General features: G+C 40.6%; 12 protein-coding genes. 11 read left to right on the top strand and 1 reads right to left on the bottom strand.

The annotated features are described in order from the left end of the window. Positions 1-13: 13 nt before the first annotated feature. The 11 genes from ACEYJ7_RS06780 to ACEYJ7_RS06730 all read left to right on the top strand — a co-directional run bounded on the left by ACEYJ7_RS06780 (position 14) and on the right by ACEYJ7_RS06730 (position 15,434). Positions 14-679: an HAD family hydrolase gene (locus tag ACEYJ7_RS06780; protein ID WP_373778317.1), complete on the top strand. Its 666-nt coding sequence runs from the start codon at positions 14-16 to the stop codon at positions 677-679. A gap of 21 nt (positions 680-700) precedes the next feature. After that, on the top strand, positions 701-2,491 hold the full coding sequence (locus ACEYJ7_RS06775) for a beta-galactosidase family protein (RefSeq protein ID WP_373778316.1): 1,791 nt from the start codon (positions 701-703) through the stop codon (positions 2,489-2,491). 58 nt (positions 2,492-2,549) lie between these two features. Then, positions 2,550-2,936 (top strand): PTS sugar transporter subunit IIA, encoded by a 387-nt coding sequence (locus ACEYJ7_RS06770; protein WP_373778315.1) that lies wholly within the window; start codon positions 2,550-2,552, stop codon positions 2,934-2,936. A gap of 16 nt (positions 2,937-2,952) precedes the next feature. Further along, positions 2,953-3,897, top strand: a complete 945-nt coding sequence (locus ACEYJ7_RS06765) for a tagatose 1,6-diphosphate aldolase (protein WP_373778314.1) — start codon at positions 2,953-2,955, stop codon at positions 3,895-3,897. Between the two features lie 210 nt (positions 3,898-4,107). After that, on the top strand, positions 4,108-6,264 hold the full coding sequence (locus ACEYJ7_RS06760; protein WP_373778313.1) for a TonB-dependent siderophore receptor: 2,157 nt from the start codon (positions 4,108-4,110) through the stop codon (positions 6,262-6,264). Between the two features lie 85 nt (positions 6,265-6,349). Beyond that, positions 6,350-8,119 carry an ABC transporter ATP-binding protein/permease gene (locus ACEYJ7_RS06755; protein ID WP_373778312.1) on the top strand — a complete coding sequence of 590 codons (1,770 nt, stop codon included), beginning with the start codon at positions 6,350-6,352 and terminating at the stop codon, positions 8,117-8,119. Between the two features lie 386 nt (positions 8,120-8,505). After that, the gene (gene pnp, locus ACEYJ7_RS06750; RefSeq protein WP_373778311.1) at positions 8,506-10,635 is read left to right on the top strand and encodes a polyribonucleotide nucleotidyltransferase; all 2,130 of its coding nucleotides are present in this window, start codon (positions 8,506-8,508) and stop codon (positions 10,633-10,635) included. A gap of 60 nt (positions 10,636-10,695) precedes the next feature. After that, the gene (gene nlpI, locus ACEYJ7_RS06745) at positions 10,696-11,622 is read left to right on the top strand and encodes a lipoprotein NlpI (RefSeq protein ID WP_373778310.1); all 927 of its coding nucleotides are present in this window, start codon (positions 10,696-10,698) and stop codon (positions 11,620-11,622) included. A 371-nt stretch (positions 11,623-11,993) separates the two neighbouring features. Further along, positions 11,994-13,808, top strand: a complete 1,815-nt coding sequence (locus tag ACEYJ7_RS06740) for a DEAD/DEAH box helicase (RefSeq protein ID WP_373778309.1) — start codon at positions 11,994-11,996, stop codon at positions 13,806-13,808. 152 nt (positions 13,809-13,960) lie between these two features. Beyond that, positions 13,961-14,491 carry a tRNA adenosine(34) deaminase TadA gene (gene tadA, locus ACEYJ7_RS06735; RefSeq protein ID WP_373778333.1) on the top strand — a complete coding sequence of 177 codons (531 nt, stop codon included), beginning with the start codon at positions 13,961-13,963 and terminating at the stop codon, positions 14,489-14,491. A gap of 103 nt (positions 14,492-14,594) precedes the next feature. After that, the gene (locus ACEYJ7_RS06730) at positions 14,595-15,434 is read left to right on the top strand and encodes a GyrI-like domain-containing protein (RefSeq protein WP_373778308.1); all 840 of its coding nucleotides are present in this window, start codon (positions 14,595-14,597) and stop codon (positions 15,432-15,434) included. Positions 15,435-15,523: 89 nt separating this feature from the next. Here the strand turns inward: ACEYJ7_RS06730 and ACEYJ7_RS06725 are convergent, their stop codons facing one another. Continuing rightward, positions 15,524-16,270, bottom strand: a complete 747-nt coding sequence (locus ACEYJ7_RS06725) for a phosphatase PAP2 family protein (protein WP_373778307.1) — start codon at positions 16,268-16,270, stop codon at positions 15,524-15,526. Positions 16,271-16,301: the final 31 nt, after the last annotated feature.

Here is a 16,301-nt window from a genome sequence, read left to right as displayed (position 1 = left end):
GGATGATCAGTCTATGTTGAAATTAATTGTATTTGATATGGATGGTGTGATTGTCGATAGTGAATATCAAGGCTTTTCCTTTTTAAAACAATTTATTGAATCGCTCAAAACACATGATGACGACATTACTCATGAACAGTATTCTGCGATTATCGGGTGTTCTTATGATGATTTATATCAAGCGATAAAATCGCTTAGTCAGAGTGAATTAACGTTAACACAAATCGGTGAAAAATTATTGCAAGAATATAATAGTAGTGTCGGTGAATATAATTATTTAACGATTTTTAGAAAAGATATTATCGATATTATTCAGTTTGCCAAACAACAAGGGATTAAATTGGCGGTAGCATCTTCATCGGAGCAAACACATATAGAAAAAGTACTTGGACTTTGTGATATCCATCAGCATTTTGATTTAATTCTAAGCGGTCGAAAATTTCCGAAAAGTAAGCCGGATCCTGCAATTTATCAAGCCGTCTTAACTTACTTTGGTATAAAAGGGTATGAAGCGGTCGCCATTGAAGATTCTAGTCATGGTATCCGAGCCGCAAAAGCCGCAGGGCTAACCGTGATTGCTTACGAAGAGACTCGAATGGCTATTGATCAAAGCCAAGCTGACTATAAAGGTAAAACGATGCTGGAAATCTTGAATATTATTCAGCAACTTGCAGATTAACACGAAATTATCGGAGAGATTATGCAATTCCAAATCGGTGAAAAAGATTTTTTGCTTAATGGTAAACCATTCAAAATTATTTCAGGAGCGGTGCATTATTTTCGTATTGTTCCGGAATATTGGTACAAAACACTGTATAACCTTAAAGCAATGGGATGTAACACGGTCGAAACTTACGTCGCTTGGAATTTGCATCAGCCTGAACCGAATAAATTCAACTTTGACAAGCGGTCAGATTTGGTCAAATTTTTGCAAATTGCAAAAGATCTTAATTTATATGTCATTTTGCGCCCGACGCCTTATATCTGTGCAGAATGGGAATTCGGCGGTTTACCTGCTTGGTTGTTAAATAACCCGCATATTCGTTTTCGTCAAAATGAACCGTCATTTTTAGCGGAGGTTGATCGCTACTTTGCAAAACTGCTGCCGTTAGTTAATCCTTACCAATTTACCGAGGGCGGTAATATTTTAATGATGCAGATCGAAAATGAATACGGTTCTTTTGGTAACGACAAAGAATATTTACGTGCGATTCGTTCGATGATGCGCAAACACGGTGTGACAGTGCCTCTATTTACATCTGACGGCGCGTGGCAGAATGCGTTAGAAGCCGGCACATTAATTGAGGATGATATTTTGCCGACAGGGAATTTTGGCTCCCGTTCAAATCAAAATTTAGATGAGTTACAGCATTATATTGAAAAACACGGCAAATCTTATCCGTTGATGTGTATGGAATTTTGGGATGGCTGGTTTAATCGTTGGAAAGAACCGGTCATTAAACGCGATGCTCAGGATTTGGTCGATTGTGCTAAAGCGTTATTGGACCGTGCCAGTATCAATTTTTATATGTTTCAAGGCGGTACTAATTTCGGCTTTTGGAACGGTTGCTCGGCTCGCTTAGATACTGATTTACCGCAGGTAACTTCATATGATTATGATGCGCCTGTTCGTGAATGGGGTGAACCTTCGGAAAAATATTACTTATTACAAAAATTATTGTCCCAGTATCCGGATGCAAATCCAATAATGGATCCGATTTTACCGAAAATTAAGACTTATCCGACATTAACGCCGAAAAACCAAGTTTCGTTGTTTAATACTTTAGAAACGATCAGTCATCGTTACGATAGCCCTTATACTCAAACGATGGAACAACTCGGACATTACTACGGATACGTTCTTTATCGAGCAAAACCAACCGCTTACAGTGATGAAATTAAATTGCGCATTTTCCAATGTCGCGATCGAGTACAGGTATTTAATGACCATCGATTTGTTACGACGCAATATCAGCACGAAATAGGGCAAGATATTATGCTTCAAACTCCAAACGGTGAATTCCAACTGGATCTGCTTGTTGAAAATATGGGGCGAGTTAATTATGGCGGAAAAATGCTGGCTCCGACCCAACATAAAGGGATTGCGGCAGGTGCGGTGTTAGATCTGCATTTTCACATCGGTTGGCAGCAATACGCCATAGATTTTTCGCGGTTAGCGTACATCGATTTTAATAAAGATGCCGACCCACAGTTACCATCGTTTTATCAATTTAACTTACATATTGATGATGAACCGAACGATACCTTTATTGATACCCGTTTATTTGGTAAAGGCGTAGTTGTGGTGAACGGTGAAAATTTAGGTCGCTATTGGTCGGAAGGTCCGACATGCTACCTCTATTTACCTGCCCCTATACTGCAAAAAGGAGACAACCAAATTATCGTATTTGAAACAGAAGGTGTAGAGATTACGGAATTAAAATTCAGTGATAAGCCTATTTATAAAGAACTCAATACGAAGAATTTGTAAAAAATCCCCGTAAGTGGGATGCAGAATTTTAAAAACTAACAAAATAAAGGAGCCGGCAATGAGCTTAATTTTAATCAGCCATGGTGAGTTTTCTAAGGGACTGCTTGAAACTGCGGAAATGATTCTAGGAGAAATTCCAAAAGCACAGACAGTATGTTTATATCCTCATGAAAGTTCTGATGATTTTAAAGTTAAATTTGAACAAGCGCTTGCGCAAGCAGAAGGAGAGATTGTGGTATTTTGCGATATTATGGGCGGGACACCTTGTAATGTTGCAATGCGTTATTTACCTCAACTTGCCGGATTATATAGTGGCATGAATTTACCGATGGTGCTCAGCTATGTAAGTGAAGATGGCGTAGACGGTTTGCTTGAAAATGCGAAAGAACAGATTCACGATGTTGGTCAACAACTTAAGAATCTAGTGTCAGGTGATGATGAGTAAATAGCAGGAGACAAAAATGACGAAGCAAGATTATTTAAAAAAATTGAGTACAAAAAGCGGCATTATTGCGGCGTTGGCAATAGATCAACGCGGAGCATTACGTCGTATGATGGGGGATGATATTACCCCGACTCAAGTCAGTGAATTTAAAACGTTAATCTCACAAGAATTAACCCCGTATGCCTCTTCTATTTTACTGGATCCTGAATTCGGCTGGGCTGCAGCAGGGAAACGTGATGAGCATTGTGGTTTGATAATGGCTTATGAAAAAACCGGCTATGATAAAACGGCAGTCGGACGTTATCCGGATTTAATTGATGATGTTTCTGTATACCGCTTAAAAGAGAAAGGTGCGGAAGCGGTTAAACTATTAATCTATTTTGATGTAGATGAGCCTTCCGACATTAATGATCGTAAAGCGACTTTTGTTGAACGGGTTGCTGCGGAATGTAATGCGGAACAATTGCCGTTATTCTTAGAAATCTTAACTTATGACGGTTCAAATGAAGATAAAATTTATAATGCGAAAATGAAAGCTCATAAAGTCATTGGTGCCATGAAGTTCTTTGCGGATAAACGTTTTGGCGTAGATGTGTTAAAAGTCGAAGTACCGGTGGTAATGAACTATGTGGAAGGTTTTGCCGACGGTGAAGTATTATATTCACAGGCGGAAGCAAAAGCATTATTCAAAGCACAAAGTGATGCAACATCATTACCGTTTATCTTCTTAAGCGCGGGCGTTTCTGCGAAATTATTCCAGCAGACACTTGAATTTGCGAAAGAAGCGGGTAGCAAATTTAACGGTGTATTATGTGGTCGTGCGACTTGGGCAGGGGGCGCCGATATGTATAAAGCAGAAGGTGTTGAGGCTGCACGTGAATGGTTAAAAACACAAGGTAAACAAAATATTAGTGAATTATTAGAAGTTCTTCAAAGAACCGCAACACCACTTGAACTCTAAGCAGGGGGGTTACCTAGGGAGGGGCCATATCGTTTTGATATGGCTTTTTTTATTTGTCAAAAATCGTCATCAAATTGAGTTTATTCAAATTCAGACAAAAAATAACCAATCAAGAAAATATAAAGAGTATATTTACTCAAAATCATAGTATCATTGTTAATGATAATGGTTTTTAATTGTTTTATTTAACAATAAATGCGAGATTTTGATATGAAATTGAAACACAACATAATCTATACCACACTTTTTGTTATTCCGACGACCACTTTTGCTAATACAAACTCGGATAATCTTGATGAAATTGTCGTAGACGTGAATGCCGATACTTTACAGCAAGTCGGTTACCATGCGGTAGGTACATCTTCTGTATCTAAAGTTAATGTGCCGATTATTGATACACCAACTACAGTCAATGTGGTCACATCACAACTCATTTCGGATCGTCAACCGGATAATTTAACCGATGCGCTTTCCAGTGTAAGCGGAGTAAGTCAGGCGAATACTTTAGGTGGTGTATTTGATGCAATACAGAAACGTGGTTTTGGCGGTAATCGTGACAATTCAATTATGCGCAACGGCATACAAGCGGGGCCGTCGCACAACTTTGGTGCAACCACAGAAACCATAGAAGTGCTAAAAGGACCGGCTTCCGTACTTTACGGTATTCAAGATCCGGGCGGCATTGTTAACGTGATCACCAAAAAACCGCAACAAGAATCCAAACACATAATTAGCGGTACTATCGGTAATCATAGTGCGTGGGGAACACAGTTTGATTCAACCGGCTCTCTTGGAAACGGCTTTGCCTATCGTTTTATTTACGACAAACAAGATAAAAATTACTGGCGCAATTTTGGGAAAATCGAACGTACAACCTATGCCCCGTCTATTTCGTGGGAAAATGATAAAACTCAAGTTTTGGTTGCCTATGAGCATTTGGATTATGTTGAACCTTTTGATCGTGGAGCCTATTTATTAACTTCAACGGGAGAATTACCGGATATCCCGATTACCCGTCGTTTGGACGAACCGAACAATGAAACTATCGGTAAAGTAGACAATATTCAAGTCAAAGCCGAACATAAACTAAGCGATACCTGGAAATTAAACGCAGCTTACGGTTATTCTCGCGCTTTATATAGCTATAACCAAGCACGCGTTACTCAGATCAACACAACAACACGCACGGCAACCCGCTTAATTGAACAGCAAAATAATGGTGATCAGCGTATTCATACCGGTTCGGTTAATTTAGTCGGAGAATTTGCGATTGGTGAGATTGCCAACCGCTTTATTATAGGCGTGGATGCAACCCGTAACTATCGCCACATCGGACCGATTTATAATACCAATGCACGCGGTAACAGATCGGTAATTAATATTGATAATCCAATCTATACTAACCCTTCAGTTGTTGAAGCGAACGTCAATAATAATGCCTACCAATATAACTTTGTGAAAACAGCCGGTGTATTTGTGCAAGACACCGCTTATTTAACCGAAAAATTAATCGTTACTGGAGGGATGCGATATGAATATTACGACCAATATGCCGGTCGTCATCCTCTAGGCGGAACCCGAACCGCCAATACCGATCAGCATGGAGGCAAATTGCTTTATCAATTAGGCTCTGTGTATAAATTTACTCCGAATTGGGCAGTATATGCGAATTATTCGGAATCGTTCAGACCACAATACAGCATTGCAACACCGGTTAATTCTTCATTGAAACCGGAAGAAGGAAAATCAATTGAAGTCGGGACAAAATTTGAAAACGCTTACATTAATGCGACGTTAGCTCTGTTTAATATTGATAAACGAAATGTGGCGGAAAGCGTCACCAACGCTACAACCGGTGATTCGGAAGTGAATATTGTCGGTAAACAACGTTCACGCGGTGTGGAAGTGGATATTAACGGTTACCTTACGGAAAAATTAAGCGCATCGGCAACCTATACTTTTACTAAAGTAAAGTCATTGAGCAACGATCTTTATCCTGAGGCTATCGGCTTGCAATTAAGCGGAGTGCCGCGACATCAAGCAGCGTTGTTCTTAAGTTACGATCTCGGTAATGTCGGTTTCGGTAAATTCCGTGTCGGAGGCGGAGCGAGATACCTCGGCTCGTGGTATGCCTATACTTCGGACTATTTACAATCCTACAAAATTCCGCATGCAGTGGTGTATGACGCTTTCATCGCGTTTGACACCAAAATCTCTGGTAAAAACGTCGGCTTGCAATTCAATGCAAAGAACTTAAGCGATAAAACCTACTTCCAATCCACATCCGGTAACGCAACAGGTAACTTGATTCCGGTTTCGTTAGGTTATGGACGCGAGTTCTTATTGACGGCTAAAGTCGAATTCTAATCTTACAAGCGGTCTGTTTTGGTAAAAAATTTGCAAAAACAGACCGCTTGTTTTGTCTCTTACCTTCTCGCTGTTCTGGTAAATTATGGAAAAATGGCAAGTTGAATTAAATAATACTTTCCCGTGGTTGATTATTGCATTGGTCGCAGTGTCTATTGGGTTGTTCACTGCAAGTTGGTTGATTGGAAAAACGTCATTCGGACAAAAATTTTGGCATATCACAAAACCGGTATGGCGCAAGTCAAATCGCGCTAAACCCCTCTTTTTGGTACTCTTGTTATTGCTGATGATTTTGCTGGAAGTCCGTATCAGCGTACTGAATACGCATTTTTATAATGGTCTGTATAGCGCTTTGCAGAACAAAAATGCCGAGGCTTTTTGGTTTTTCGCTTTAATCAATTTAATGTTGGTGATTGTGAAAATCATCCATGCAATCGTCAATTATTTCTTACAGCAGGCGTTTGAAATTAAATGGCTTGAAAAGCTGAACAGCGAAATGCTGAACCGTTGGCTTGCCAATAAAAACTATTATTTGGTCAAATACGAAAAAGAGTTACCGGATAATATCGACCAACGTATCGAACAAGATGCCACCGAATTTGTTCACGGCACAGTGGATGCGATTCGAGGTGTGGTGAATGCGGTTGTATCTATTGTTGAATTTACCGTGTTACTTTGGGCATTAGCCGGGATTTTAACCTTATTTGGGATTGATATTCCAAAAGGAATGGTTTTCTTTATTTACCTTTTTATTATTCTGGCTACGGTGTTTTCAGTCATTATCGGTCGTCCGCTGATTCGCCTTAATTTCAATAAAGAGAAATTACAGGGGGATTATCGTTACTCATTAATTCGTGTGCGTGATAATGCGGAAAGTATCGCATTCTATTCGGGAGAGAGTAATGAACGTAAAAACCTGCGGGAAAAATTTGCGGTAATGATTGATAACCGCTGGAAAATCGTACATAAAATGTTGGGGCTGGACGGCTTTAATACCGGCGTTACCCAAATTGCAATGATCTTACCGCTCATGTTGCAATCGCAACGTTTTTTTGCCGGACAGGTTACTTTAGGCGATATGCATCAAACCGTGCAAGCATTTAACCGACTAATGCGTGCGTTATCTTTTTTTCGCCTGTTTTATGATGATTTTACACTTTATCAGGCACGCTTAAACCGTCTTTATGGCTTTTTTACCACTTTGGATAAATTGGACAATACTCCGATACATCAGCCTTATCCTTGTAGTGAAGGTATGATCTTGAAAGATTTTGGTATCAAAGACGGGCAGGGCAAAATTTTGATGCAAGACATTAATATTGAATTGGAAAACGGAGATTCACTGTTAATTCAAGGTGCATCAGGAACCGGTAAAACAACGCTACTTAAAACGTTGGCGGGAATTTATCCGTTTGAGACTTTCGGAACGGCAAAACGCCCGTGTTTAGAACAGCCGTTATTTTTACCGCAACGTCCTTATATGCCGCAAGGAACATTACGTGAAGCGATTTGTTACCCGCATATCGACGCAAGCGATCAGCAAATTATTGAAGCAATGAAACAGTGTTGCTTGGAAAAATATATTGCTTCATTGGATTTTGATAATGATTGGCAAGCCACCTTATCACCGGGTGAATTACAGCGTGTTGCCTTTGTACGCATTTTGCTTTTAAAGCCGGAATTCATTTTCTTAGATGAAACAACCTCAGCGCTCGATGAACCGACAGAAGCAGTGCTATATCAGATCGTAAAAGATCGCCTACCAAACAGCATCATCATTAGTGTCGGACATCGTTGCACCCTCCATGCTTTCCATAATAAGCGGATTCAATTAGATGGAAAATGTGTGGCATAAATAATATTTATAAGGGTTATACTTATGCTGATTTATCTAATGTTCTCACAAATACCCATATTAAAAATAAGGTAGATATTATCTGATTTTGCAAAAAATCGGGCGAAAAACACCGCTTGCATCCAACTAATCCGATGAATGTTTATTTATACGAACAGGAGATAAAAAGGTTTTATAGCTGAAAAATCAAATAATTACGTAAATTAATGCAAAATACAAATAATTAACGATTTCTAGTGGATTTTTCTGTATAATACATCAGTTTTATTTCTAGCTATCAGAAGGCGGCTATCAAAAGTTATCTTAATTGAGATGATTTTTGCTAGTCGCAATTTTTAAGAAGTAAAACTACAATAAACATTAAAAATTCAAAAGGAAATCAATAGATGACTCCAATCGTTAAACAATTCAAATACGGTCAACACACCGTTACACTAGAAACAGGCGCAATCGCTCGTCAAGCGACAGCAGCTGTAATGGCAAGCATGGATGACACCACTGTTTTCGTGACTGTGGTGGCGAAAAAAGATGTGAAAGAAGGTCAAGACTTCTTCCCGTTAACTGTAGATTATCAAGAGCGTACTTATGCGGCAGGTCGAATCCCTGGCGGTTTCTTCAAACGTGAGGGCCGTCCTTCTGAAGGCGAAACCTTAATTGCGCGTTTAATCGACCGCCCGGTTCGTCCACTTTTCCCTGAAGGTTTCTTCAACGAAATTCAAGTTATTGCAACAGTGGTTTCTGTTAACCCACAAATCAGCCCAGATTTAGTGGCGATGATCGGTGCTTCAGCAGCATTATCTTTATCTGGCGTGCCTTTCAATGGTCCGATCGGTGCAGCGCGTGTTGGTTTTATTGATAACCAATTCGTCCTTAACCCAACCATGTCAGAACAGCGTTTAAGCCGTTTAGATTTAGTCGTTGCAGGTACAGACAAAGCAGTATTAATGGTTGAGTCTGAAGCAGACATCTTAACGGAAGAACAAATGTTAGCTGCGGTGGTATTCGGTCACGAGCAACAACAAGTCGTGATTGAAAACATCAAAGAATTTGTGAAAGAAGCGGGCAAACCGCGTTGGGATTGGGTTGCACCAGAGCCAAATACAGATTTAATCAATAAAGTTAAAGCTTTAGCAGAAGCACGTATCGGCGATGCTTATCGTATCACTGAAAAACAAGCACGTTACGAACAAATTGACGTAATTAAAGCTGAAGTTATCGCTCAATTAACCGCAGAAGATGAAACCGTTTCAAGCGGTAAGATTGTAGATATTATTACCGCATTAGAGAGCCAAATCGTGCGTAGCCGTATTATTGCAGGCGAACCGCGCATTGACGGTCGTACTGTGGATACCGTTCGTGCATTAGATATTTGCACAGGCGTTTTACCACGTACACACGGTTCAGCGTTGTTTACCCGTGGCGAAACACAGGCGTTAGCGGTTGCGACATTAGGTACAGAACGTGATGCACAAATCATTGATGAATTAACAGGCGAAAAATCAGACCGCTTCTTATTCCACTATAATTTCCCTCCGTATTCAGTGGGTGAAACAGGTCGTATCGGCTCGCCAAAACGTCGTGAAATCGGTCACGGTCGCTTAGCGAAACGTGGTGTGTTAGCAGTAATGCCGACCGCAGAAGAGTTCCCGTATGTGGTGCGTGTGGTTTCTGAAATTACCGAGTCAAACGGTTCTTCTTCAATGGCTTCTGTGTGTGGAGCTTCTCTTGCGTTAATGGATGCCGGTGTGCCGATCAAAGCAGCGGTCGCAGGTATCGCAATGGGCTTAGTGAAAGAAGAAGAGAAATTTGTGGTACTTTCAGACATCTTAGGTGATGAAGACCACTTAGGTGATATGGACTTTAAAGTGGCTGGTACGCGTGAAGGTGTGACTGCATTGCAAATGGACATCAAAATTGAAGGGATTACCCCTGAAATTATGCGTATCGCATTAAATCAAGCGAAAGGTGCCCGTATGCACATTTTAGGCGTGATGGAACAAGCGATCCCTGCACCGCGTTCAGAAATTTCTGACTTTGCACCTCGTATTCATACGATGAAGATCGATCCGAAGAAAATCAAAGATGTGATCGGTAAAGGCGGTGCGACAATTCGTGCGCTAACCGAAGAAACCGGTACATCAATCGATATTGATGATGACGGTACTGTGAAAATTGCAGCAACAGATAACAACGCAGCAAAACGTGTGATGGAACGTATCGAAGAGATCGTTGCAGAAGTCGAAGTCAATGCGATCTACAAAGGTAAAGTAACCCGTGTAGTGGATTTCGGTGCATTCGTCTCTATCCTTGGTGGAAAAGAAGGTTTAGTGCATATTTCTCAAATCACTGACGCTCGTGTAGAACGTGTCGCGGATTACTTATCTGTCGGACAAGAAGTTCAAGTCAAAGTCGTTGAAATCGATCGTCAAGGTCGTATCCGTCTTACGATGAAAGAGCTTAACGGTACTTCTCAAGTTGCGGAAGAATCCGACGTTGTAGAAGAATCAGCCGAGTAGTACTATTGACGTCCCTTCCCGAAAAGAAGGGGCATATCTTTAAATCCTAAGGTTTTATTAATGCCTCGATTTTTTAAGTCATTTAACGTTCGTTTTTATTTGCTTAATTTATTGGCCGTTTTATTTTTGACAGGCTGTATGAATCGTGTGTCAGATATCATTGCGCCAACCAAATTACCTTTGGCAGAACTTAATCCGCAACTACGTTTTGAGCAGGAAGTGATGGTTGTTCGTTTGTCACAAGTGTTGCAGGAAGCAAAATTAAGCCAAGCGGAACGTGCGGAATTACTTTTTGAAAGAGGTGTTATTTATGACAGCTTAGGATTATGGTCATTAGCGCGTTATGACTTTACGCAAACCGTTGAGTTAAGTCCTAAAATGGCAGCAGCCTATAACTATTTAGGGTTATATTTACTGCTTGAAGATGATTATGACAGTTCGGTTGATGCCTTTAATGCCGTATTAGAACTTGATCCGAATTATGACTATACCCGTTTAAATCGTGGCTTAGCATTCTATTATAGTGGTCGCTATTCAGAAGCTGAACGTGATTTATTACACTTTTATGAAGCAGATAAAACCGATCCGTATCGCGTTTTATGGCTTTATTTTAATGAGTTAGAATTGAATCCGAATGAAGCAAAAAATAATTTGGTTAAACGCTCAAAGAGCTTATCAAAAGATTTTTGGGGAACAAACATTGTTTCTTACTTCCTTGGTGATTTTACTCTTGAACAACTTCGTTTAAAAATGAATGCGCAAGCTGAACCAAATACAGTAGCTTATGCAGAAATTTTAACCGAAACTTATTTTTATCTTGCAAAACAAACACTCAAAATGAATCAAACCGAAGAGGCTATCAGCCTTTTCCGTCTCGCTATTGCAAATCAGGTGTATAACTTTGTTGAGTATCGTTTTGCGTTGTTTGAATTAGCTCAATTAAGAGCGAAACAAACACAAACAGATCCCGTTGTTGGGAAGAATTAGGACGATCAAGCGGTACGTTTTGCAAAAAATTTTGCAAATCAGACCGCTTACACCGTGTAACAAGTTATATAAAGCATTGATTTGCTTTCTATTTATTTTTCTTACCTATAAAGCTCAACAATATAATTTTTATTTTTTAGTGAAATGTTGGATTGATCCGCTCCCCTCTTTAGCAAAGAGGGGCAGGGGGAGATTTGGCAGTAGATGAAGCGAAGAAAATAAGGGAAAAATGTTTATGACATTGTTCTGACTATTTACTCTCTCACTTTGTTATTTATTCTATCAAATCTCCCCTAACCCCTCTTTGCTAAAGAGGGGGATCAGTTTTTGTGGAAAAACGCATTCCCTAAAATAACCAATTTTGGAATTTTATGACTGAAACAACTTTAACTTTCGCCGATTTAGGCTTACCACAATCTATCCTTAACGCTGTGACTGAGATGGGCTACGTGACTCCGTCTCCAATTCAGCAAGCCTGTATACCGCACCTGTTAAACGGTCGTGATGTGTTAGGTATGGCACAAACAGGGAGTGGTAAAACAGCGGCATTCTCTTTACCTTTATTAGCGCAAATCGATCCGGATCAACGCCACCCGCAAATGTTGGTGATGGCGCCGACCCGTGAATTAGCGATTCAAGTAGCGGATGCTTGCGAGCAGTTCAGCAAAAATATGAAAGGCATTCGCACGGTCACGATTTACGGCGGTCAGCGTTATGATATTCAAATTCGTGCCTTGAAAAATGGGGCGCAGGTTGTGGTGGGAACGCCGGGGCGTATTCTTGACCATATTCGTCGCGGCACCTTAGATCTTTCTATGTTGAAAGCGATTGTGTTGGATGAAGCGGATGAAATGTTACGCATGGGCTTTATCGAAGACGTGGAAACGGTTATGGCGGAACTGCCTGAAGATCACCAAACGGCATTGTTCTCAGCGACTATGCCGGAACCGATTCGTCGTATCACGAAGCGTTTTATGAACGATCCGCAAGAGGTAAAAATTCAAGCCACTCAACGTTCAGCCCCTGATATTGCGCAAAGCTATTGGTTAGTCAACGGCTTCCGTAAAAATGATGCGTTATTGCGTTTTTTGGAAGTGGAAGAATTTGATGCGGCGATTATCTTTACCCGTACCAAAACTGGTACCATTGATATTGCGGAACTGTGTGAACGTAACGGCTATCGTGCGGCGGCATTAAACGGCGATATGACCCAACAATCTCGTGAGCAAGCATTGGAAAAACTCAAATCGGGTCGCTTGGATGTGATTGTGGCAACGGATGTCGCAGCGCGTGGTATTGATATTGATCGTATCAGCCTTGTCGTAAACTACGATATTCCGCTTGATGCAGAATCTTATGTTCACCGTATCGGTCGTACCGGTCGTGCCGGTCGTTCAGGTCGAGCATTGCTATTTGTAGAACCTCGTGAACGTCGTTTATTGAAAAATATTGAACATTTAATCAAAAAACCGATTGATGAAGTGCCGGTGCCAAACCACGAGATTTTAATGGAAAAACGCCGTGAGAAATTCAAAGCACGCATTTCATTGCAATTAGAGCACCACGATTTAGAACTTTATCGTGAATTGTTAGAAGATTTATTCACTGCAGACCAAGATCACGAAGAATTAGCCGCTGCAATGATGATGTTATTGCAGGAAAAACAAAAACTCATTCTTCCGCCGGATCCTGAAATTCGCCCGGTACGTGGTGAGCGTGGCAAAGGGCGTGAAAATCCACGTTCTGCGGAACGTCGTGGTGGCGGTCGTGAACATCGTGACAATAATGGTGTAGCAATGGATCTCTATCGTATCGAACTTGGACGTGAAGACGGCGTTGAAGTACGTCACATTGTCGGAGCGATTGCCAACGAAGGTGATATTAACAGCCGTTACATTGGGCATATCAAATTGCACGATAAATACTCAACCATTGAGCTACCACAAGGTATGCCGAAGCATTTAGTGCAACATTTTGCACAGAAAGCACGAGTATTAAGTAAGCCGATGCAGATGTCTTTCTTAGGTCCGGTGGGCAGTGCAACCAATGCCAACCCTTATGACGATAAAGGTGGTCGTGGTAAAGGTCGAGGCAACAGAGACGGTCGCCGTGAAGAACGCGGCTTTAAAGATCGCAAAGAAGGCGGCTTTAAAGAAAAACGTTTTAACGAGCGTGGTCGTCGATAATAATTTATCTATTCCTTCATATTGTGAACTGTAGGGGCGAATTACATTCGCCCTGGCATTCCAGTAATTGTTTTGGGGCAAATGTCATTTGCCCCTACAAATTTTATTTCGTGCAACTGCTACGTAATACCGATAAAGACTGGTTAAAAATTATGTTCATCCAACCCACCCAAACCCATTGCGATTTAACCCTAACCGAACAAGATTTTCACTTTATGCAATATGCCTTATCTCTTGCCGATAAAGCTGAAGCGGAAGGGGAAATTCCTGTCGGGGCGGTGTTGGTCGATAAAACAGGCAATGTTATCGGGGAAGGGTGGAATCGTTCGATTATACTTTCCGATCCAACCGCTCACGCCGAAATCCAAGCAATCCGAATGGCTGGACAACAGCAGCAAAATTATCGTCTATTAGATACAACGCTTTATGTGACCTTAGAACCTTGCACCATGTGTGCCGGTGCGATTTTACACAGCCGTATCGGACGATTGGTGTTCGGGGCGTCAGACTACAAAACCGGCGCAGTCGGATCCCGTTTTCACCTTTTTGAAGATTACAAAATGAATCACTTTCTACAGATTCGGGGAGGCGTGATGGCAGAAGCGTGCAGCCAAAAAATCAGTGACTTTTTTAAGAAAAAAAGAGAGCGGCAGAAAGCGTTAAAAGCGCTACAAGCGGTCTGATTTCGGCAATTTTTTGCAAATCTCTCCGAGGATTTTGGTACGAAAACTATCGGGTACGAAGCGTTTTATTGTGTGAAAATAGCACCATAGCAGGGGAAATGGTATGGATAATTTAAAAGCATTTAATAAAACCATTGATTATATCGAAGCGAATTTGGATAGCGAGATTGATTCAAAAACCGTCTTGAAGTTATCCGGTTATTCGTTAGCCATGTTTGGTCGTGTTTTTTCGATTATGGCAGGCTTTCCGCTTGGTGAATATATTCGTTTACGGAAGCTCACTCGCGCAGCGATAGATTTGCGTAGTAGCGATGAAAAAGTGATTGATATTGCGCTTAAATATGGCTACGAATCGGTGGATGCTTTCAGTGTTGCTTTTAAACGATTTCATCATCAAACACCTTCTGCGGTGAAGCAGGGGGCAGATTTTCAAGTTTGTGCCGTGGTAAATTTTATACTCAGTGTGACTGGAGGAAAAAAGATGAATATTCGTATTGAAACAAAACCGGCATTTAAAGTCGCAGGTTTGATGGTTCAAGCAACACCGCAAACCGATTTTTTTAAACTTTGGCAGCAATTATATGAAATGGGTTCGCATGAAACCTTTGCAGAGATGGGGAGCGGGCAGTCTTTCGGAGCGTGCTATGAAATGAGTTCTCACGGGTCATTTAAATATTTAGCAGGTTATGATATTTGTGATGAAAATAAGGCAAGGTCATTTGGATTGGAAATATTAAGTGTGCCGGAATCGGAATATGTGGTCGTTGAACTTATTGGTGCTGCCCCGCAATCCATTCAAGCAGGTTGGAAATATATTTTAGAGAAATTCTTTCCGGAACACGGGTATAAACACGCAGGTACGCCGGATTTTGAGGCTTATTTTGAGGGAGATGTTTGTTCCTCGGATTATAAAATGGAACTTTGGGTACCGATTAAGCGTTAGTCGGTCAGAATAATTTTAGGCACAATGTATTATGCACCAAACCGCCAATACATTGTGCCTATTTTTACATCCGTCTTTTCACTTATCACTTATGCGATGTTAAACCATTTGTATTGAAATATTTTTAATTTTGATAAAAACGGAACAATAGCGACAAAAATGATTAAGTGAAAGAGATAGCTGATAAGAGTGCTTGCTGCAACATCGATCGGGTAATGCATACCGAGTCGGATACGACTAATCGACATCAATATGGCAGAAATATAGAGAAAGGAAAGAGCAAAAATGATACTACTTCTACGAGGGTGTCCATGCTGCTTACCATATAAAAATCCTATGAAGATAAATATCCAAGAGTCGATAAAAATGGTGTGACCGGAAGGGAAGCTAAAACCGAGATTTCTCGCCCTATGTTCATCGAATGGTTTATATTCGCCCTCTCGAATAAACGAATTAATTATTTGCTGACGCTCTTCTTCATCCGCAATTTGATAGAATGTTTCAGCATCCTCTTGAAGTAGATATGTTATATAAGGGCGGGGTTCCATAAAGATATTTTTAGTGGTCTCTTTTAAGTAGTGAACACTGATTACAGAAAAAGCACAGATTCCTCCAATTAATAGCCAAGAATATTTTTTACGCGCCAACCACATTATCCATAACATAAATATGACACAAATATAGAAGGTATTGGGGATACCGATAATGTCACTGATAAACAGAAGCGGTGTGTCGATGATAGGAATTTGTTCTCCTGCCCATTGATAGCCGATAAGCCAAGTTATTATGGGAATAGATAATAATAACAACATGAATAAGAAAAGTTTTTTGACCATATTAATGTCCTATAAGCAAGTCCTAAAACAA

This window comes from Glaesserella sp., from assembly GCF_041814905.1.
In the GTDB taxonomy this organism is placed as follows: Bacteria; Pseudomonadota; Gammaproteobacteria; order Enterobacterales; family Pasteurellaceae; genus Glaesserella.
This window is presented reverse-complemented; position numbering and strand designations above follow the sequence as displayed.